Annotated in this window: 21 protein-coding genes; 6 read left to right on the forward strand and 15 right to left on the reverse strand. The window is 72.5% G+C overall.

What is annotated here, in order from left to right; all coding sequences use genetic code 11:
* Positions 1-59: 59 nt before the first annotated feature.
* From IEZ08_RS11120 to IEZ08_RS11140, 5 genes are all read right to left on the reverse strand, one after another.
* On the reverse strand, positions 60-1,109 hold the full coding sequence (locus IEZ08_RS11120) for a lysozyme (RefSeq protein ID WP_229803057.1): 1,050 nt from the start codon (positions 1,107-1,109) through the stop codon (positions 60-62).
* Between the two features lie 238 nt (positions 1,110-1,347).
* Positions 1,348-1,713 carry a carboxymuconolactone decarboxylase family protein gene (locus IEZ08_RS11125; RefSeq protein ID WP_068922362.1) on the reverse strand — a complete coding sequence of 122 codons (366 nt, stop codon included), beginning with the start codon at positions 1,711-1,713 and terminating at the stop codon, positions 1,348-1,350.
* Positions 1,710-2,669 (reverse strand): NAD(P)-dependent oxidoreductase, encoded by a 960-nt coding sequence (locus tag IEZ08_RS11130; RefSeq protein ID WP_218061672.1) that lies wholly within the window; start codon positions 2,667-2,669, stop codon positions 1,710-1,712. The genes IEZ08_RS11125 and IEZ08_RS11130 overlap by 4 nt, the downstream gene beginning before the upstream one ends.
* The gene (locus IEZ08_RS11135; RefSeq protein WP_189242095.1) at positions 2,666-3,451 is read right to left on the reverse strand and encodes an SDR family oxidoreductase; all 786 of its coding nucleotides are present in this window, start codon (positions 3,449-3,451) and stop codon (positions 2,666-2,668) included. The genes IEZ08_RS11130 and IEZ08_RS11135 overlap by 4 nt, the downstream gene beginning before the upstream one ends.
* Entirely contained in the window at positions 3,448-4,944 is a 1,497-nt protein-coding gene (locus IEZ08_RS11140) for an aldehyde dehydrogenase (protein ID WP_218061673.1), read from the reverse strand. The genes IEZ08_RS11135 and IEZ08_RS11140 overlap by 4 nt, the downstream gene beginning before the upstream one ends.
* Before the next feature lie 23 nt (positions 4,945-4,967).
* On the opposite strand from IEZ08_RS11140, the gene IEZ08_RS11145 reads away from it, so the two are divergent.
* A complete protein-coding gene (locus IEZ08_RS11145) occupies positions 4,968-5,639 on the forward strand; it encodes a hypothetical protein (protein ID WP_068922366.1) in 672 nt (223 codons plus the stop codon).
* Positions 5,640-5,681: 42 nt separating this feature from the next.
* Here IEZ08_RS11145 and IEZ08_RS11150 read toward each other — a convergent pair whose 3' ends face one another.
* The 9 genes from IEZ08_RS11150 to IEZ08_RS11190 all read right to left on the reverse strand — a co-directional run bounded on the left by IEZ08_RS11150 (position 5,682) and on the right by IEZ08_RS11190 (position 11,594).
* Positions 5,682-6,233, reverse strand: a complete 552-nt coding sequence (locus tag IEZ08_RS11150; RefSeq protein ID WP_189242096.1) for a Cif family virulence factor — start codon at positions 6,231-6,233, stop codon at positions 5,682-5,684.
* A gap of 73 nt (positions 6,234-6,306) precedes the next feature.
* Positions 6,307-6,504, reverse strand: a complete 198-nt coding sequence (locus tag IEZ08_RS11155) for a ferredoxin (protein ID WP_068922367.1) — start codon at positions 6,502-6,504, stop codon at positions 6,307-6,309.
* A 28-nt stretch (positions 6,505-6,532) separates the two neighbouring features.
* Positions 6,533-7,882, reverse strand: a complete 1,350-nt coding sequence (locus tag IEZ08_RS11160) for a cytochrome P450 (protein WP_141703781.1) — start codon at positions 7,880-7,882, stop codon at positions 6,533-6,535.
* On the reverse strand, positions 7,879-8,709 hold the full coding sequence (locus IEZ08_RS11165) for an SDR family oxidoreductase (protein WP_189242097.1): 831 nt from the start codon (positions 8,707-8,709) through the stop codon (positions 7,879-7,881). Before IEZ08_RS11165 ends, IEZ08_RS11160 begins: the two co-directional genes overlap by 4 nt.
* Positions 8,710-8,761: 52 nt before the next feature.
* Positions 8,762-10,027, reverse strand: coding sequence for a cytochrome P450 (locus IEZ08_RS11170; RefSeq protein WP_084780933.1), 1,266 nt, complete (start codon positions 10,025-10,027; stop codon positions 8,762-8,764).
* Between the two features lie 5 nt (positions 10,028-10,032).
* On the reverse strand, positions 10,033-10,677 hold the full coding sequence (locus IEZ08_RS11175; RefSeq protein ID WP_229803044.1) for a TetR/AcrR family transcriptional regulator: 645 nt from the start codon (positions 10,675-10,677) through the stop codon (positions 10,033-10,035).
* 80 nt (positions 10,678-10,757) lie between these two features.
* Positions 10,758-10,937 (reverse strand): hypothetical protein, encoded by a 180-nt coding sequence (locus tag IEZ08_RS11180; protein WP_189242098.1) that lies wholly within the window; start codon positions 10,935-10,937, stop codon positions 10,758-10,760.
* Positions 10,930-11,328 (reverse strand): hypothetical protein, encoded by a 399-nt coding sequence (locus tag IEZ08_RS11185; RefSeq protein WP_189242099.1) that lies wholly within the window; start codon positions 11,326-11,328, stop codon positions 10,930-10,932. Before IEZ08_RS11185 ends, IEZ08_RS11180 begins: the two co-directional genes overlap by 8 nt.
* 50 nt (positions 11,329-11,378) lie before the next feature.
* Positions 11,379-11,594, reverse strand: a complete 216-nt coding sequence (locus IEZ08_RS11190; protein WP_068922372.1) for a hypothetical protein — start codon at positions 11,592-11,594, stop codon at positions 11,379-11,381.
* A gap of 300 nt (positions 11,595-11,894) precedes the next feature.
* Between IEZ08_RS11190 and IEZ08_RS11195 the strand changes: the two genes are divergently transcribed.
* Positions 11,895-12,302 carry an Hsp20/alpha crystallin family protein gene (locus IEZ08_RS11195; protein WP_229803045.1) on the forward strand — a complete coding sequence of 136 codons (408 nt, stop codon included), beginning with the start codon at positions 11,895-11,897 and terminating at the stop codon, positions 12,300-12,302.
* Positions 12,303-12,443: 141 nt separating this feature from the next.
* Here the strand turns inward: IEZ08_RS11195 and IEZ08_RS11200 are convergent, their stop codons facing one another.
* Complete coding sequence (locus IEZ08_RS11200; RefSeq protein WP_189242100.1) at positions 12,444-13,403, reverse strand: MerR family transcriptional regulator; 960 nt, start codon at positions 13,401-13,403, stop codon at positions 12,444-12,446.
* Positions 13,404-13,530: 127 nt separating this feature from the next.
* Between IEZ08_RS11200 and IEZ08_RS11205 the strand changes: the two genes are divergently transcribed.
* From IEZ08_RS11205 to IEZ08_RS11220, 4 genes are all read left to right on the forward strand, one after another.
* Positions 13,531-14,865 carry a sensor histidine kinase gene (locus IEZ08_RS11205; protein ID WP_068922375.1) on the forward strand — a complete coding sequence of 445 codons (1,335 nt, stop codon included), beginning with the start codon at positions 13,531-13,533 and terminating at the stop codon, positions 14,863-14,865.
* The gene (locus IEZ08_RS11210) at positions 14,840-15,583 is read left to right on the forward strand and encodes a response regulator (protein WP_084779817.1); all 744 of its coding nucleotides are present in this window, start codon (positions 14,840-14,842) and stop codon (positions 15,581-15,583) included. Before IEZ08_RS11205 ends, IEZ08_RS11210 begins: the two co-directional genes overlap by 26 nt.
* Positions 15,584-15,712: 129 nt before the next feature.
* Positions 15,713-17,278: a nitrilase-related carbon-nitrogen hydrolase gene (locus tag IEZ08_RS11215; protein ID WP_068922376.1), complete on the forward strand. Its 1,566-nt coding sequence runs from the start codon at positions 15,713-15,715 to the stop codon at positions 17,276-17,278.
* 48 nt (positions 17,279-17,326) lie between these two features.
* Entirely contained in the window at positions 17,327-18,706 is a 1,380-nt protein-coding gene (locus IEZ08_RS11220) for a phosphoribosyltransferase (protein ID WP_189242101.1), read from the forward strand.
* Positions 18,707-18,731: the final 25 nt, after the last annotated feature.

Here is an 18,731-nt window from a genome sequence, read left to right on the forward strand (position 1 = left end):
TCAAGTCGGGTGACGCGCGACGGCCGCCGTGCCGAGGCCCGCTCCCCGCCGCCCTCGTGTCAGCGGACGTCGACGTAGTCGACGCCGCTCCTGGTGGGCAGGCGCCGGGAGTCCCCGGCGTAGACGACCTGCCAGGAGCCGTCCCCGCTCGCCTTGAACGTCTTGCGGAACGTGCCGTTGGCGGCGGTCGTGGCGGTGCCCGCGGTCTTCCAGGCCGACGACCCGCGGGGCTTGAACCGGACGGTGACCCGCTGCCCGGCGGCGGCCTTGCGGGTGCCGGAGACGTACTGGCTCAGCGTGCCGACGATCTTCAGGCTCCGGCCGCGCCGGACCGGCTCCCGTACGGTGTTGACGAAGGAGACGCGCGTGGCGGTCTTGGACGTGCTCCCGGCGGGCACGGAGCCGCCGCCCTGACCGGTGGCCAGCTGCTTGAGCTGCTCGTAGGTGCCGTTGAAGAGGTTCTGGTCGCCGGGGAAGGTGCCGGAGCTGGCGTACTGCCAGATGGCGTGCCGGGTCCAGCCCGACGGGAGGGTGCCCACGGAGGAGGAGTACCGGGCCAGCCAGAGCGGGTGGTCACCGAAGGCGGCGCTGCCGCCGGTGCAGGTCTGCCACCAGTGGGTGTTGGTGTAGACGGTGGGCCGCCTGCCGGTGAGCTGCAGGTAGCGGTCGCTGAAGTCGCGGATCCAGGCGGTCATCTGGGCGGGGGAGAGCCCGTAGCACGTGTTGAGGCCGTTGGAGGAGCTGTACGGGTTGAACTCGATGTCGAGCGCGCCCGGCAGGGTCCAGCCGTCGGCGGTCCAGCCGCCGCCGTTGCGGACGAAGTACTCGGCCTGGGCGGCGCCGGAGGACTTGTGCGGGAGCGCGAAGTGGTAGGCGCCCCGGATCAGCCCGGCCTGCCGGGATCCGCCGTACTGCGCGGCGAAGTAGGGGTTGCGGTAGGTCGTCGACTCGGTGGCCTTGACGTAGGCGAACCGGCCGCCCGCGCGGTACACCGACGGCCAGGACACGTTCGGCTGGTAGGAGCTGACGTCCAGTCCCTGCAGTCCTGTCGGCGCGGACGCCGCCAGCGCGGGGCCGGGGACCGCCACGGACGCGGCAGAGGCGATCATCACGCCACCGAGGAGAAGTCCTGACAGTCGTTTCATTCGCCCCATCCCTCGCAGGACGCCCTGCGGCGTCGGCCTTTCTCCTCCCGATCGGCCGATCCGGGGTTCGCATGAGGGATGAGAGGTCAGCGGGGATGTGACTCGGAGCACACGGGAGAAGACTCGGAGTGTGCGGATGTCCGAGGCGGCGAGAGGTCAGGGGAGGGGGCGGGGGAGGGTCAGGAGAGGGGGCGGGGGAGGGTCAGGGGGTGCCCCGCTCGTGCTTGGCGATCAGTTCGTCGATCTGGACGCTCAGCCGGGCGCCGAGGGGCCAGCCGATGTAGTGGGTGAGGAAGACGGCGATCTCGCGGAGCTCGTCGGGGGAGAGTTCGGCGTTGGCCAGGGCGGCCGGGATCTGGATGTCGAGGACGTCGTTGAGCCCCTGCCCGGCCAGCATGCCGATGAGCAGCAGCCGCCGGTCGCGCATCGACAGGCCGGGGCGGGTCCAGATCTCCGCGAAGAGATGGTCCACGGTGATGCGGAAGAAGTCGCCGGGGGCGTCGCCGATCTCCCAGCCGTACACCTGGCGCATCATCTCCAGGCCGCGCTCGCGCCGGTCGTCACTCACCGTGCCTCCTTGGGGAGTTTCGAGGGGGAGGTCCGCGGGGGGAGCCCGAGTCCCTCGGCGAGGCGGTCGAGCGCGAGCCGGGCCAAGGGCGTGTCGACGCCGTGCCCGGCGGCCAGGTCGAGGGCGAGGGACAGGTCCTTCTCGCCGAGCGCCAGCACGTTCTCCATGATCTCGTAGAGCGGGTCGCCGGGATCGAGGGGCGCGGTGGTGGAGCGGAGCATGATCGATCCGGGTCCGCCGGTGACGGCGTCGGAGTGCCGGACCACCCGGGCGAGCCGGCGCAGCGGGACCCCGGCCGCCTCCGCCAGCCGCTGCGCCTCGGCCACGGCGGCGAAGGCGGTGAAGTGCAGCAGGTTGCGGGCGAGTTTGGCCCGGGTGCCCGCGCCGACCGGCCCCATGTGCAGGACGAGGTCGGCCCAGGCCCCGAAGGGCTCCCGGCAGCGGGCGAAGGCGTCCTCGGTCCCGCCGACCATGACCGCGAGGGTGCCCGCCTGGGCGCCCATGAAGCCGCCGCTGACGGGCGCGTCCACGACGTCGATCCGGTACGGCAGCGCCCGCTCGGCGAGCCGTGCCGCGGTCCCGGCGTGGATGGTGGAGTGGATCGCGACGACCGTGCCGGGGGCCGCCGCGGGAAGGATCCCGGCCATGACCTCGTCCACCTGGGCGTCGTCACGGACCATGATCGAGATGATCCGGCAGGCGACGGCGACCTCGGCGGGGCTCGCCGCGGCCCGGGCGCCCCTGTCCACCAGCGGGGCCATGGCCTCCGGGCGGGTGTCGTACACGACGAGGCCGCACCCGGCCAGGTGCGCCGCCATGGGGGCGCCCATCTGTCCCAGCCCGATGAAGCCGTACGGCCCCGCCGGCTCGCGGGGTTCCGACGGCTCGTGTTGTCCCGCCGCCTCGCGCGGCAGGGGTGGTACGGGTGGCGTGGGCGGTGCGGGTGGCGTGGTCACGAGCGGAACACCTCGCCGCCGTCGACGTTGAAGATCTGCCCGGTGACCCAGGCGGCCTCGTCCGAGAGCAGGAACAGGCACATGCCGACCAGGTCCTGCGGGGTGCCCACCCGCTTGATCGCCAGCTTGTCGCGCACGATCTTCCGGACCATGCCCTCGGGCACGACCGCGCGGTTGGCCTCGGTGTCGATCGGGCCGGGCGCGATCGCGTTGACCCGGATGCCCATCCCGCCCAGCTCGTGGGCGAGCTGCTGGGTGATGGCGTTGACCCCGGCCTTGGCCAGACCGTAGAAGCCGGAGTACTGCCAGGCCGCGGTGGACGACTGGTTGACGATCGCCCCGCCGCCGCGCTCCTCCATGTACGGCCGGACGGCGCGGGCGCACAGCAGCGCGCCGTCCATGTTCACCGCCATGAACCGCCTGTAGTAGTCCCAGTCCACGGTGAACAGGAAGTCCAGCCGCATGCCGCCGAAGATCGCCGCGTTGTTGACCAGGTGATCGACGCCGCCGAAACGGTCGGCCGCCGATGCGGCCATCGCCTGGACCGACGCGGGGTCGGACACGTCGGTGCGGACGTACAGCCCCTTGATCTCCTCGGCGACGGCCGCGCCCTTCTCACTGACGTCGGCGACCACGACGCTCGCGCCCTCGGCGGCCAGCGCCCGCGCGTACGCCTCGCCGATGCCCTGCGCGGCGCCGGTGACGATCGCGACCTTGTTCTCGAAGCGACCTCCGAAGCGACCCCCGAAGCGGCCCCCGGAACGGTCCTCGGAGTGGCTCATCCGACTCCCTCCCCGGTCCGCGCGATCTCGGCGATCGCCTTGGTCTCCAGATACTCCTCGAATCCGGCCACGCCCATCTCCCGGCCGATCCCCGACTGCTTGTAGCCGCCGAACGGCACGTCCGCGCCGTACCAGACACCGCCGTTGACGCTGACGGTCCCGGTCCGCAGCCGCCGGGCCGCCGCCCGCGCCCGATCCGGGTCGCCGCCGTGCACCGCGCCCGAGAGCCCGTACGGAGAGTCGTTCGCGATCCGCACGGCGTCGTCGTCACCGTCGTGCGGCATGATCACCAGTACCGGGCCGAAGATCTCCTCCCGCGCGGCGCGGGCGGTGTTGTCCAGCCCGGTGACGAGGGTCGGCTCGATCCAGAAGCCCTTGGCCCGCCCCTCGGGCCGCCCGCCCCCGGTCGCGAACGCGCCTCCCTCGGCGCGCGCGAGGTCCAGGTAGCCCTCGATCCGGTCGCGCTGCCGGGCGGAGATGACCGGCCCGCAGACCGTGCGGTCGTCGCGCGGGTCCCCGGTGCCCAGCTTCGCCATCGTCGTGGCGGTCATCTCCACGGCCTCGTCGTGGCGGGCGCGGGGGACGAGCAGCCGGGTGGTGATCGCGCAGCCCTGCCCGGCGTGGGTGATCCCGGCGAACGCGGCGTGGGAACAGGCGGCGCGCAGGTCGGCGTCGTCGAGCACGATGAAGGCCGACTTGCCGCCCAGCTCCAGGAAGACCCTCTTGACCGTCTCCGCGGCGTCGCGCATGACGGCCCGCCCGGTCGCCGTGGACCCGGTGAAGGAGACCAGATCGACCCGCGGGTCGGTGGAGAGCATCGCGCCGAGGGCGTGGTCGGCGCCGGTGACGACGTTGACGACGCCGGGCGGGATGTCGGTCTCCTCCGCGATGACCACGCCGAGCGCCGCCGCGCACCAGGGCGTTTCGGGGGCGGGCTTGAGCACGACCGTGTTCCCCGCGGCGAGCGCCGGGCCGAGCTTGGCCAGGTTGATCTGGTGCGGGAAGTTCCACGGGGTGACCGCCCCGACCACGCCGGCCGGCTCGCGGACCACGCGGCGGTCGCTGGTCATGCCCATGGGGGAGGCCCGGCCGAGGTCGTGCTCCCATTCGTAGCGCTCGGCCAGGTCGGCGAACCAGGTCAGGTCGGCGACGGGGGCGTCGAGCTGCGCGCCGTACGTCAGGAACCGCGGGGCGCCCACCTCGGCGACGGTGAGTTCGCGCAGCTCGTCGGAGTGGCGGGTGAGCGCCTCGGAGAGCTGGCGCAGGCAGTGCGCCCGCAGGCCGGGGTCGGTGGCCCAGCCGGAGGTGTCGAAGGCGCGGCGGGCGGCGGCGATCGCGCGGTCCATCTCTTCGGGGACGGCGTCGGCGGCCTCGCCCAGGACCTCCTCGGTCGCCGGGTTGACGGTCTCGAAGCGGCGGGAGCCGGGGACCAGCTCGCCGTCGATCAGGAGGGGTGAAGAACTGCCGAGCAAGCGATCGGTTGTTCTGGACACATGTCCAGACTACAGTTCACCCCATGACGGAACGCAAGGACTATTCCGGAGAATTCGATCCAGGCTTCCGCTTCGAGGACCTGTCGAAAGAGGCCCTGGTCCGTCTCGTACGGGAGTACGGCCTGATCGTCCACCTGCTCGACCGCGCGGCCCTGACCGCGGTCGGTCTGCGGTACGGGCAGAAGGTGGTAGAGGAGATCGCCATCGAGGAGTGGCGCGGGGCCAGCCCGGTCTACACCGACCGGATCCGCGAGATCATGAAGATCGAGGGGAACGGGGTCTCGGCGATCTTCAAGTGCCTCCAGCTCGACCCCGGCTTCGCCCAGCACTACATGGACGTGGAGTACGAGCTCGTCTCCGAGACCCGCGGCTTCTTCCAGCTCCGCTCCTGCGGGGCGCTGCTGGACGTCGAGCCCTTCGGGGAGCGCTCCATCCGGGGCATGTGCCACCACATCGAGGACGGCACCTTCGACTGGACCGCCCAGGCGGTCAACCCGCGCGCCCGCATCCGACCGGTCCACCGCCCGCCCCGGGAGCCGGCCGGGCGGGTCCCGCACTGCCGCTGGGAGGTCGTCATCGACGAGGAGACCGAGCCGGTCGGGGAAGCCGAGATCACCCGGATGACCCGGGGCACCACGGCCGCCCGCTTCCGCTACCCGCCGATGCGCGACGGCACCCCGCACATCCCGGCCTGACCGTACGCCCGCGCCGCCGTACAGCCCGTGCGGGCCCGCAGGTCACCAGATGGGGACCGGAGTCTCGCCACGCCGGTAGTAACCGGGGATCGGCCGGCCCGAGGCGGCCCTGTCGAGGCGGCGCTTCATGCCGTCCGACAGGACACCGGCCTTCATCATCTCCACGAACAGCGCGGTGACGTTCCCCAGGTCGAACCAGTCGCGCTGCCAGGACCACCGGAAGCCGCCGCCGTACCGGAACCAGCTGCCCCCGATGCCCGCCACCTCGTAGGCGCTCCCGTCCGGGCGCCTGGCGTCGGCGATCTGCTTCCAGAAGCCGACCACCTCGCCGTTGCGCTCGTCGACGACGATGCTCTGGTACGGGTACGACCAGCCGTCCAGGCCACCCATCTCCGAGCCGAGGGCCAGGTCGCGGATCTCGTCGCGGCCCACCGCCATGAAGTCCTGGCTGGGACCGACGTTCCATCCGTAGGTCGCGTCCTCGGTGTAGAGCTCGGCCAGCGGGCGCCAGTCGCCCGCCTCCTCGCAACGCCGGTTGGCCTCCAGCCACCGGTTCACCATCTCGTCCAGCTCGTCGCGGTCGAAAGCGGGCACGGTATCTCCTCTCCACGGGCTCGGAGTACGGGGTCAGAGTTCGGGGTCAGAGTTCGGGGGCAACGGTTCGGGCTCAGGACTCGGAGACCAGCCGGAGCGCCCGGGCCGGGCAGAAGCGGACGGCCGCCTCGACCTCGCGGCGCAGGGACTCGGGAGGCTCGGAGTCCAGGATCCGGACCTTCTCCTTCCGGGGGACCTCGAAGACCTCGGGCGCCTCCAGCTCGCACATCGCGTGTCCCTGACACAGGTCGAGATCGACCTCCACCCTCACGGCGCTCCTCCCCGGCCGCCGCGGCCCGTCACGGCTTCCTCCTGCGGTAGCGCACCGCGCACGGGCGGGCCAGCTGCACGACCATCTTCGAGTGGTCGTCGCGGTAGGAGCCGGGGTCCTGGGCGAGGGAGAACTCCCAGTCGCGCAGGAGCACCGAGAAGATCGCCTTGAGCTGGATCATCGCGAAGTTCGCGCCCACGCAGCGGTGCCGTCCGGCGCCGAACGGCACCCAGGTCCACCGGTTGAGCACGTCCTCCTCGCGGGGCGCGGCGTAGCGCCCGGGGTCGAAGGCGTCGGGGTCGGGGAAGTCCGAGGCGATCCGGTTGGAGACCGCCAGGCTGCAGCCGACCATCGTCCCGGCCGGGATCCGGTACCCCAGCACCTCCTGGTCGGACTTGGCCACGCGCAGCAGGAGGATGAGCGGCGGGTGCAGGCGCAGCGCCTCCTTGACGGCCGATTCGAGCCGGGGGATCTCGCGGAGGGCCTGGAAACTGATCTCCGAACCGCCGGCGTAGAGCTCGTCGAGCTCTCCGACGACCCCGTCCAGCACCCCGGGATGGCGCAGCAGCTCGATCAGGGTCCAGGCCGCCGTGCCGGAGCTGGTGTGGTGCCCGGCGAACATCATCGAGATGAACATCCCGGTGACCTGGTCCGCCGAGAACCGCTCCGAGCCGTCCTCCTCGCGGATCGACATCAGGACGTCGAGGAGGTCCCGCTCCTCCCTGGGCGGGTGCGGCGCCGCGGCCCGCTCATCCATGATCTCCTGCACGAGCGCGACCAGCTGCACGCGGGCGGCGTCGCGGCGGCGGAAGCTCTCGATGTCGGCGTACGGATCGACGTAGGCGAGCGCGTCGGTGCCCCGCTCCAGATCGTGGTAGAGCTCGGCGAAGCGGCGGTCGAGCCGCTCGCGGAAGCGCTTGCCGATCAGGCACGCCGAGGAGGTGTAGATGGTCAGCTCGGCGAACCAGTCGAGCAGGTCGATCTCGCCCTCGTCCCCCCACGCGGCGACCATCCGGTCCACCTCCGCGGCGATCGTGGCGGCGTGGCCCTTCAGGAAGGAGCCCTTGAGCGCCTGGTTGTGCAGGGCCTCCCGGCGCTGCTCGGGAGTGGCGTCGAAGACGACGCCCTCACCGAAGATCGGCGTCATGAAGGGGTACGCCTCGGCCTGGTCGAGGTCCTCGTCGGGCGCGCGGAAGAAGAACTCGTTGGCCTCCGCGCCCGACAGCAGCACCACGGGACGACCGGCCAGCCGGAACTCCCCGACGTCCCCGCACTCCTCGCGGACGCGCCGCATCAGGGCGATGGGGTCGGTACGGAGCTCGTCGAGGTGATCGGGGCCTCGCGATACGACGGCGGGCTGTTTCAGCTGTTTCATCATCCCTCCCCCTCCCCCTCCCCACCGGAGACGGCTGCGGGTTCCGCGGCGGCGGGTCTCGTGACGGCCGCCTCCGGCTGGACCTCGACGAGCGTCAGGTGGGTGCCGCGCGGCGTCGCGACGACGGCGGCGATCACCGCGGCGACGTCGTCGGGCCGCAGGAAGTACGGATGACGGGCGAGCCCCCAGCGCACCCACTCCTGAAGGACCTCCCCGGTCGTCTCGGCGTCCCAGCCCATGCCCATGCCGGTCATGGTCGGGCCGGGACGGACGACCGAGGCCCGGACCCCGGTGCCCTCCAGCTCCATCTGCAGGGCCCTGGCCATGCCCTCCACGCCGTTCTTGGCCGCGACGTACGCCCCCATGCGGGTACGCGGAGCCCGGACGACGTCGGAGGAGACGAGGACGACGTCACCCCGGGCACGCGCGACCATGCCGGGCACGACGTGCGAGACGAGACGGTGCGCCCCCACGAGGTGGACCTGGAGTTGCGCGGCGAAGTCCTCGGAGTCCAGCTCGTGGACACGTTCGGCGCCGAGGTCCCCGGCCCCCGAGACGACGATCTCGGGGTCGCCGAGCGCGGAGGCGGCGGCCGAGACGAAGCGCGCGACCGAGCCGGAGTCGGAGACGTCCAGCGGGTGGGCGAGGGCCTCGCCGCCGTCCTTGCGGATGGTCTCGGCGAGTTCCTCGCACCGGTCCGCCCGGCGCGCGCCGAGGGCGACCGGGTGGCCTGCGGCGGCCAGCAGGACGGCGGTGGCGGCGCCGATCCCGGAGGACGCCCCGGCGATCAACGCGGGGCGGCGGTGCGGATGGGGTTCGAATCGGGGCATGTGCGCGCTCTCCAGACACTGATGTGATTCACGGCGCGGTCCGGGGGGTGAATCATGACGGGGTGCGGAGGGTGACGGAGACGGGCAGGGAGGCGAAGCCGCGGACGTTGACCGAGTGCACGCGGACGGCGTTGTCCTCGTCCACCTCGTAGTCCCGGACCCGCCGGACGAACTCGGTCAGCGCGACGCGCGCCTCCAGCCGCGCCAGGTTGGCGCCCAGGCAGAAGTGCCGCCCGCCGCCGAAGCTGATCATCTGGGAGGTGTCGCGGTCGAGGTCGTAGGCGTCCGGGCCGGGGAAGACCCGGGGGTCGCGGTTGGCCGCGCCGACCAGCAGCAGCATGCGGTCTCCGGCCGGGACCGCATGGCCGTACAGCTCGATGTCCCGGGTGACGGTACGGGCGAGCATCTGGCTGGAGGCGTCGTAGCGGAGCGTCTCCTCCACCCAGTCACCGACCCGGGCCGGGTCCGCCATGGGCTTGGCCAGCTGGACGGGGTTGCGCCGGCCCCAGTGGAGCGCGTTGGCCAGCAGCTTGGTGGTGGTCTCGTTGCCCGCCACCACCATGAGGAAGAGGAAGGCGATGACCTCCTCCTCACTCAGCCGGTCGCGGCCCTCCCGGGCGGTCAGCAGCGCGGAGGGGAGGTCGGCGCCGGGGCTGCGGCGGCGCTCGGCGACGAGGTCCTGGTAGTAACCGACGAGGGTGAGGGAGGCCTCCATCCCGGCGGGCGGGACGTCGTTGAGCCCCTCCTCGCGGTGGACGACCAGGTCGGCCAGGCGCCGCAGCTCGTCCCGGTCGGCCTCGGGCACGCCCATCAGCTCGCAGACGACGTCCATCGGGAGCTTGCCCGCGACGTCGGCGACGAAGTCGAACTCTGCCTTCTCCAGGGCGGGATCGAGATGGAGGCGGGTCAGGCGCAGGATGTCGCCCTCCAGCTCGCGGACCCGGCGGGGGGTGAACCCCTTGGAGACCAGGGACCGCATCCGGGTGTGCTCGGGCGGGTCCATGCCGAGGAAGGACATCGTGCGGTGCGCGTGCGGACCCCAGGCGCTCGGATCGAGGGAGACGCCGTTGGCGTTGGAGAAGCGCTCGTGGTCCCGGAAGGCGGCGGCCACGTCGGCGTGGCGCGACAGGGCCCAGAAACCGAGGGTCTCGTCGCGGTAGAGCGGAGCCTCCTCCCGCAGGCGCGCGTACGTCGGGTAGGGGTCTTCGTGGATCGCGTAGTCGTAGGGGTTGTAGGTGACCCGGTCGTGTGTGTCCCGCTCGTCCGTACTCCGGTCGTGCGCGTCCCGGTCGTGCGTGCTCTGGGGGGAGGGGTCCACGGCGGTCACCTCACGATCAGCTCGGCGATGTCGGCGAGGCGGTCGGCCATCTCCCCGTAGGAGGTGTAGCCCATCCCGGCGTGGAGGAGCGCGCCCGCGTAGGCGAACTCCAGCGCGTTCAGCGTCCGGTGGTCGGCCCGCGAGCCGAGCGCGGCCCGCAGGCGGCGGCGGATGGCCAGGCCGATGCGGGCGCGCAGCTCCTGGACGTCGGGGTCGGTGCCGAGCATCGCGGTCGTGCAGGCCGCGGCGAGCCGGGGCTCGTCCGAGACGAGGAGGGTGATCTCACGGAGCACGGCGACCACTCGCTCGCGCGCCCCAGCCGCCGAAGGCTCCGGCGAACCCCCTGAGGAGTCGCCCGCCGAGGGCTCCGCCGGGGTGTCCGCCGCAGCCTCCGCCGGAACGTCCACCGGGGGCAGAGCGCTCAGCCTCCGCCAGAACACCTCGGTGACGAGGTGGTTCTTGGAGGCGAAGTAGGTGTACGCCGTCGCCGGTGCGACCCCGGCCCGGCGGGCGACGTTGCGGACGGTCAGCCCGTCGAAGCCGGTATCCCGGATCTCCTCGACGGCCGCCTCGGTCAGCCGCCGTACGGTGTCCGCCTGACGCTCGGTCAGCCGCCGGCGGGTGGGCTCTGCAACCAACTTTCCGGACACATGTCCAGACATTAGTTCAGACGCTTCTCCTGTACAAGCGATTGTTCGGCAAGAATGGCCGGTCCGTGCTCTCCGGAGGGCTACGCCACGTCCGCCGCCGAGGCGGCCCAGGTGTTGCAGCCGCCCGGGGAGACGCCGGTGAAACCCCTGTCCCGCCAGGAGACGATGGAGACGCCCTTGCCGTGCACGTGGGTGCCCCAGATGTCGTCGCCGCCCTCGATCGTGTACAGCAGGAAGTCCTTCCAGTGGTTCTCACGCACTTTCAGGGGCTTCCAAGCGCTGCGGACGAAGGCGCCGCCGAGGCACTCCGCCTGCAGGTCGTGGCGGCGGGCCTGCTCGGTCCGCTCCGCCCCGGCGGGGCAGCTTTCCGTACGCCCGCTGGATTCCGGAGAGCTGCTGTACGTGGTGGGCGTATTCGCAGCCTATGGAAACGGCCTCGAAAAGCTTGGAGGGGTTCTTGACGAGCCCGTCGGTGAGCTGGAACACGATGGTCCGGTCCTTCGGGCAGTAGTCCGACGCCAGGTTCTCGGGCCATTTCCTGCCGCAATAGCGGTCGAGCGTGCTGTGGAACCGGATCCGGGGCTGAACGGGCGAGCCGGTCGCCTGCAGGATGAATCGCTGCGTCGGCGAAGACGGCTCGGCGGAGAACACGCTCCGGCGGATTCCCTCGGCCGGGGGGACGGTTTCCAGATGCGGACGGGTCAGTCGTCCCGCCGTACGAACAGTTCGATGTGGGAGCAGCGGGTACAGCAGTATGCCTCGATGGCCCGCCGTTGCTTGCCCATGCGCCTGGCCCCGCCGAACAAGCCCACCTTCAGCGGGCCCTCGATCCAGCGGCTGTAGCCCCTGCTGTGCTCCCCGCCGTCCTCGATGAATCCCGGCTGTAAGTCCGTACCGTCGCATTGAGTGCATCGCATATCTCTATTTTTCTGTATGAAGCGATGGACGATGCGGTGCGTTTGAAACCGAGGCGGGGCCGTCAGAGCTGACGGCGGGCGACGGTCCGGGCATGGACCGGCTCCGTCGGCCGGGTGGGCCCTGCTCCCTGCCCGGTTCCGCCGGTGACCGAAGTGGCACTCACGGAGACGCCTGTGACCTGCTCCTCCAACAAAAACCTCCAACTTGTGTTTAAGGTTCCATGTAGATGGAGATGTAGATATCTGAAGGCATTGGACTCTCGGAAAGTTCATCGGGAGGTGCAGGCGATGCTCTCGCCTATGATCGATTCCTTCCTCCAGGATCTGGAGCAGCAGTTCGGACAGCTCCGCCGGGAAAGCGCCGGCGCGGTGATGCCGATGGACGGTGTCCGCCGCGACCAGGATCTGCTGCTGCGCTTCGACGTTCCCGGCATCGACCCCGACTCCATCGAGGTCACCGTGGAACGCGGCGTGCTGTCGGTCAGCGCCACGCGACAGGAGAGCCTCGGCGAGGACGAACGGCTCTTCGTCCGCGAGCGGCCGATGGGCGTCTTCACCCGCCGGGTCTACCTGCCCGACCACCTGGACGCCGATGCCATCGAGGCCGCCTACAACAACGGCGTGCTGGCGGTGCGCATCCCGGTGCTGGAGCAGGCCAAGCCGCGCAAGATCGAGGTCGTCAAGGAGACCAAGGCGATCACCGGCTGACCCGGCCCCGGGCGCATCCCGTCTCGGACCCTCACGTGACACCCCTGCGTGGCGGGAGGGCGGCTCCGCCCTCCCGCCACCGGGCATCGGCGCCGATCCGGATCCATGCCCCGGTGCCCGCCGGACCCATGACGGCCGGGCTCAGGCGGTCACCGCCGGGTCCTTCCCCTGAAGCCGGACGCGCAGGGCCCGGATGAACCAGTCGAGCACCGGCGTCAGGCTCACCGGAGCAGGCCAGCCGTTGATGACGGCGAGCAGCCGGAGATACCGCTCCCGGCGGGGGTCGTTGGCGGTCTCCAGCCGGGTCAGCAGCCGGTACCGGAGATCGGCGTCGTCGGTCCGGCCGATGGCGTCCGCGCATCGAGCCGTCACCGCCGAGACGATCGGATCGGCCTCGGGCGAGCCGGGGTCGATGCGGGCCGCCAGGGCGGGAGCCACCTCGTCGTGGACGACCGCGACGGTGTCGCGCCGCAGGCCCGCGCCGCCGCCCAGGGCACGCTCGGCGGCGTACTGCTCGGCCGTACGCCGCATGAGGGCGCGGAAATCCGGATCCTGGGACAACTCCGCCAGCTCCACCCATGCCTCGATCTGCTCGGTCACGGGCTCGTGGGGCAGCTCCGGGGTCATCGAGCGCATGATTCCGGTGAATCCCGCGTCGGGGTCCGGACCGCCGAAGACGCTGCCGAGGAAATCGTCGACCAGACGTCGACGCTCGTCTTCGGAGAGCTTGGCCAGCTGGTGCATGAAACTCATCTCCTCAGGGGTGGAACCGCGCTCGGCCACGGCCGTGAGCACCGCACGCCGCAGGCGCAGAGTCCGGATCTGCACCGACAGGGCCGCGGCGTGCGCCGCGGCGACCTCGGGGAGCGTGGTCTCCCGCTCCAGAACCCTCCGGATCGTGGGAAGGTCCACTCCCAGGTCGCGGAGCGTTCGTACCAGGTCCAGACGTGCGACGGCGTCGAGGCCGTAGCGGCGGTAACCGGCCGGGCTGCGGTCGGCCGGCGGCACGATCCCGCAGTCGGAGTAGAACCGGATGGCCTTGACCGTCAGCCCGGTCCGCCGGGCCAGTTCACCGATCGAGTAGAGCGCGTCGCCGTTCATGCCCCCACCCTCTCGTCTCCCCCTGCTGGAGACTCAAGTCCGCTCACCGGCGACGGCGGGATCCTCCTCCGCCCGGCAAAATACCGCGCAGAGAGACGAGAGGAACGCCGATGAACGGGTTAGTGGAGTGGTCCGACGCCGAGAACGGGATCCGCGAGATGAGGGCGGCCTGATCGGGCGGAGTGACGACCGGGAACGGCGGATCGCCGGGTTCCGCGGTGTCCCGCCGGTCGTCGTCGATGCCGTGATCGCCGGTGCGGTGACCGCCGCCACCCTCTGGTCCGGGCTGCGGTGGGCGGACGGAGGGCCGTGGGTGGCGGTGCTCGCCCTCGGCGCATCGGTTCCGCTGCTGTGGCGGAGGAGGGCGCCCGTTCTCGCCGCCGCGGCGGTGTGCGCCGCGACGACCGGGCTCGCGCTGGCTCACGCGTTGCCGCCGCTGCCGTACGGCGCGCTGGTGTCGGCGTACACGGTGGCGGCGCTCAGCGCGCGGCGGATGCGTCTGCTGAGCGCGGGCGCGGGTGCGGGACTGCTGGTCGCGTCCCTCGCGGTGCCGGGCGAGTCGCCGGACTCCTTCGGCTACGTCGGCATGGCCTTCGCCGCCGCCTGGGCTCTGGGAACCGGCGCGCGGGCACGCAGAGCGGAGATCGCCGCGCTGGCGGAGCGCGCCCGGAGGCTGGAGGAGGAGCGGGCGGCGGTCGCCGCGCAGGAGCGCACGCGCATCGCGCGCGACATGCACGACGTCCTGACCCACTCGGTCGGCATCATGGTCGTCCAGGCGGACGCGGGTTCCCTGGTGGTGCGGGCCGACCCCGACCGGGCCGAGGCCGCGTTCGAGGCGATCGCGCGGACCGGGCGGGAGGCGGTCGGCCAGCTCCGCCGCGTACTGGGCGCGCTGCGGCCGGGCGACGACGGCGGGGGCGCAACCGGCACGCGCGAAGGCGGAACCCGCGGCGGGTTCGCGCCGCCGCCGGGGCTCGGCGAGGTGGAGCGCCTGGCCGGGCAGGTCCGGGAAACCGGGCTGGAGGTGGTCGTCGAGGTTCTGGGCGAGGCCGGACCGGTGCCCGCCGACGTGGGCATGACGGCCTACCGGCTCGTCCAGGAGTCGCTGACGAACACGCTCCGGCACGCGGAGGCCACCACCGCGTGGGTACGGCTGAGCTGGTCGCCGCGGTCCCTGGGGATCGAGGTGACCGATGACGGCCGCGGCCCGGCACCGGAGGGGGGCGGCGGGAACGCGGCGGGATACGGCCTGATCGGCATGCGGGAACGGGTCGAGGCGTGCGGGGGTACGCTGCGGGCGGGCCCGGGAAGGGGCGGTTCCGGACGGGGGAGGACGGGCGGCGGATTCACCGTCACCGCGACCCTGCCGATCGGGACACCGCAGGCCGGGGCACGGCCGGTTGAGGTGCCGCCGATCGAACAGGAGGGGTCCGCCGATGGTGCGCGTACTCGTCGTCGATGACCAGGACCTGTTCCGCGGTGGTTTCTCCCTGATCCTCGACGCCCAGCCCGGCATCTCCGTCGTCGGGGAGGCGGCCGGCGGGGCCGAGGCCGTCCGCAAGGCGGTGGAGCTCCGCCCCGACGTGGTGCTGATGGACATCCGGATGCCGGGCGTCGACGGGGTCGAGGCGACGGCCCGGATCTGCGAGCGCACCGGCGCCAGGGTCCTGGCGCTGACCATGTTCGACCTCGACGAGTACGTCTACGCCGTGCTGCGGGCCGGTGCCAGCGGGTTCCTGCTGAAGGACGCCCACCGGGACGAACTGGTCGCCGCCGTCCGCGTGGTCGCCGCGGGGGAGGCGCTCCTGGCCCCGACGGTGACGCGGCGGCTGATCGCCGACCTGGTACGGCGGGGCGGCGCCGTACCGCGCCTGAAGACCAGGCTCGACGAGCTGACCGCCCGGGAGCGGGAGACGCTGGAACGGGTGGCGCGGGGGATGTCCAACGCCGAGATCGCCGCGGCGCTGCACGTGAGCGAGCACACCGTCAAGACCCACGTCAGCAACCTGCTGGCCAAGCTCGGGCTGCGCGACCGGGCGCAGGCGGTGGTCTTCGCCTACGAGTCGGGGCTCGTCGTGGCGGGAGTCCATCCGGAGGAGGCCCACCCCGGGAGGGATCCCCTCAGAAGGACCCGCCTCGGGAAGCTCGCTCCCGGGGATGGGACTCACTCCTGGGAGTGAGGGCGGGTTCACTCCTGGCGGCGATCCCCTGAGTCCTCCTCCCGGGCAGCATTCGAAGCCCGTCCCGGCCCGGGGCCCGCCCTCTGCGGAGTCCCGGTCCCGGGGCCCGCTTCCGAGGAGAACACCGAGATGCATCCGCCGTCCCTCCCGGCCGCCGTGCCGCCCGCGTCCGGTGCCCTGCCGCCCGTCGCACGCACGCCGGTCGCCGTCGCCGTCGCCGTCGCCGTCGCCGTCGCCGCCGTCACCGTCTCCGCGCTCCTCCTGTTCTTCGGCACCGGGCTGACTCCGCTGCCGTGGCTCACCTGGGCGGCGCCCCTGCCGGTGCTGTTGCTCGCATCCCGGGCCTCCGCGCCCGTCGCGTCCGTCGCGGCGTTCGTGGCCTGGGGTGCCGGCGGGCTGAACCTGTGGGACCTGCAGCGGGACCGGCTGGCGGTGCCGCTGCCGGTCGCACTGCTCAGCGTGGTGCTTCCGGCTCTGCTGGCGGTGGTGGCGGTGCTGCTCTTCCGGCTCCTGCTGCGGCGGGGGAGACCGGTACCGGCCGTGGCGTCCGTGCCCGCGGTGTGGGTGAGCGGCGAGTACCTGGTCTCGGTCCTCGGCCCGGACGGGGCGCTGTGGAGTCTGGCCTACACCCAGGCCGACGTGCTGCCGGTGCTCCAGCTCGCCTCGCTCACCGGGGGGTGGGGCATCACGTTCACTCTGATGACGGTCCCGGCGGCCGTCGCCGCGATCCTCGCGCCGGGAACGGCGAGACGCGCGCGCCTGCGCGTGGGGCTCACGGCGCTGGTCCTGCTCGTCGCGGTGGCGGGATACGGAACCGTACGGCTCGCCACGCCCCCGGCGGGCCCGCACCGGAACGTGGCGCTGCTGGCCGCCGGGCTGCGCGGGGACTGGGCCTCGGTGGACACGCCCCGGGGAACGGAGAAACTCCGGGACATGCTGGCGCGCCTGCGTGCCCTGCCCCGGGAGACGGACGTGGCCGTGCTGGCGGAGGGTGCCTTCATCACCGCCGCGGCGGACCTGCCCCGGATCACCGGCCCGCTGTCCGAGCTGGCCCGTGAGCGCCGGATGGGCATCGTCGCCGGGGTGATCATCACCGATGCCCGCCGCAACACGGCCATGTTCTTCCCCGGCGGAGGGGGGGAGCCGCAGATCTACCTCAAGCGGCACATGGTGCCCGGAGTCGAGCCGTACGAGCCGGGCGATCAGGTCCTCGTCGCCGGTGACACGGGAGTGGCGATCTGCAAGGACCTGGACTTCCCCGCCCTGGCCCGGGAGAACCGCCGCAACGGTGCCACGGTCATGCTCGTTCCCTCCCTGGACTTCGAGCTCGACGCCTGGCAGCATTCCCGGATCGCGGTGACGCGCGGCGTGGAGAACGGTTTCGCCGTCGTGCGCACCGGCGCGGACGGGAACCTGACGGTCAGCGGCCCGTACGGGCGCGTCCTCGCCGAGCGGACGGCCGTGGGCCGCGCCGTCGTGACCGTCACGGCGGCCGTTCCCTCGGGCGGGGCCGGAACCCTCTACACGGGCTGGGGCGACTGGTTCGCCTGGTCCTGTCTGGCCGTGACCGCCGCCCTCGCCGGGTGGACGCTTCTGGGCGGGAACGGCCGCCCCGGACGGGGACGGGCCCTCGCGGTGACCTCGCCGGACACCCCGGGGCCGGCGGGACCGCATGACGGTGACGGGCCCGGGTAAGACGTGACCGTCGGGGGGCGGCAAGACGAGGATCGGGGGTGAACCGGAGTGTTCACCGATCGCACGGAGGCCGGGCGGCGCCTGGCCGTACGGCTCGGACATCTCCGCGGGCAGGACGACGTCGTCGTCCTGGGCCTGCCGCGGGGAGGGGTTCCGATCGCCTTCGAGGTGGCCCGGGAACTGGGCGCGCCGCTGGACGTCATCCTGGTGCGCAAGCTGGGCGTGCCCGTCCAGCCGGAGCTGGGCTTCGGCGCCATCGGGGAGGACGGGGTGCGCGTCGTGGACCCGGGCGTGGTCCGCATGGCGGGCCTGCGCCCCGAGGAGATGGCACGGGTGGAGGAACACGAACGCGAGGTGCTCGCGCAACGGGCGGAACGGTTCCGTGAGGGGCGGCCGGGCGTCCCCCTGGCGGGCAGGACCGCCGTCGTCGTGGACGACGGGATCGCCACCGGGTCCACGGCCCGCGCGGCCTGCAGAGTCGCCCGCGCCCACGGCGCCGCCCGGGTCGTCCTGGCCGCGCCCGTGTGCGCGCCGGACGTGGAGGCGCGCCTGGGCCACGACGCCGACGAGATCGTCTGCCTCGTGGCCCCCGGGTCGCTGGGCGCCATCGGCCAGTGGTACGAGGACTTCACCCAGGTCGACGACAAAGAGGTCGTCGACCTGCTGAACCGTGCCGGGAGCGAACCGGTCGGCTCCCGGGAAGCCCCGGCGGAGACCGGGACCGAGGCAGGTGAGGCGTGGGAGGTGCGGATTCCCATCGGGGAGACGACGCTGTCCGGGACGCTCACCGTCCCCGTCGGTGCCCCCGGGGTCGTCGTGTTCGTGCACGGCAGCGGGAGCAGCCGGCACAGCCCGCGCAACCGCTACGTGGCAGAGGTCCTGAACGACGCCGGGCTGGGCACCCTCCTGTTCGACCTGCTCACGCCCGAGGAGGAGGGCGACCGGGCCAACGTCTTCGACATCTCCCTGCTCGCCGGGCGGCTCGAACGGGTCACCGGCTGGCTCCGCGAGCACCTTTCCGTGCCCCGCATCGGATACTTCGGGGCCAGCACCGGGGCCGCCGCGGCGCTGTGGGCCGCCGCCGGGCAAGGGGGCGGCGGTACGGGCGGCGATACGGACGCCGGTATGAGGAGCGGGGGCGGTACGGGTGGCGGGGGCGGCATCGCCGCCGTGGTGTCCCGGGGTGGCCGGCCGGACCTCGCGGGCCCCCGGCTGGCCGAGGTCTCCGCCCCGACGCTGCTCATCGTCGGCGGCTGGGACGAGCAGGTGCTGGAGCTGAACGAGGCCGCGCAGGAGCGGCTCCGCTGCGAGAACCGCCTGGAGGTCGTTCCCGGCGCCACCCACCTGTTCGAGGAGCCGGGAACGCTGGAGACGGCGGCGGCGCTGGCGCGCGACTGGTTTGCCCGGCACCTGCGCGGGGACGGGTGACCGGACCCTCCGGGGAGAGGTCTCC

The organism is Planobispora rosea, assembly GCF_014648175.1.
Classification (GTDB): Bacteria; Actinomycetota; Actinomycetes; order Streptosporangiales; family Streptosporangiaceae; genus Planobispora; species Planobispora rosea.

Excerpts from the sequence above, each read along its gene's own strand:
- IEZ08_RS11165 (WP_189242097.1), bottom strand. The coding sequence starts at position 8,709 with ATGCCCCGATTCGAACCCCATCCGCACCGCCGCCCCGCGTTGATCGCC.
- IEZ08_RS11195 (WP_229803045.1), top strand. The coding sequence starts at position 11,895 with ATGATCGATTCCTTCCTCCAGGATCTGGAGCAGCAGTTCGGACAGCTC.
- IEZ08_RS11200 (WP_189242100.1), bottom strand. The coding sequence starts at position 13,403 with ATGAACGGCGACGCGCTCTACTCGATCGGTGAACTGGCCCGGCGGACC.
- IEZ08_RS11120 (WP_229803057.1), bottom strand. The coding sequence starts at position 1,109 with ATGATCGCCTCTGCCGCGTCCGTGGCGGTCCCCGGCCCCGCGCTGGCG.
- IEZ08_RS11145 (WP_068922366.1), top strand. The coding sequence starts at position 4,968 with ATGACGGAACGCAAGGACTATTCCGGAGAATTCGATCCAGGCTTCCGC.
- IEZ08_RS11160 (WP_141703781.1), bottom strand. The coding sequence starts at position 7,882 with ATGATGAAACAGCTGAAACAGCCCGCCGTCGTATCGCGAGGCCCCGAT.
- IEZ08_RS11190 (WP_068922372.1), bottom strand. The coding sequence starts at position 11,594 with ATGCGATGCACTCAATGCGACGGTACGGACTTACAGCCGGGATTCATC.
- IEZ08_RS11135 (WP_189242095.1), bottom strand. The coding sequence starts at position 3,451 with ATGAGCCACTCCGAGGACCGTTCCGGGGGCCGCTTCGGGGGTCGCTTC.
- IEZ08_RS11210 (WP_084779817.1), top strand. The coding sequence starts at position 14,840 with ATGGTGCGCGTACTCGTCGTCGATGACCAGGACCTGTTCCGCGGTGGT.
- IEZ08_RS11215 (WP_068922376.1), top strand. The coding sequence starts at position 15,713 with ATGCATCCGCCGTCCCTCCCGGCCGCCGTGCCGCCCGCGTCCGGTGCC.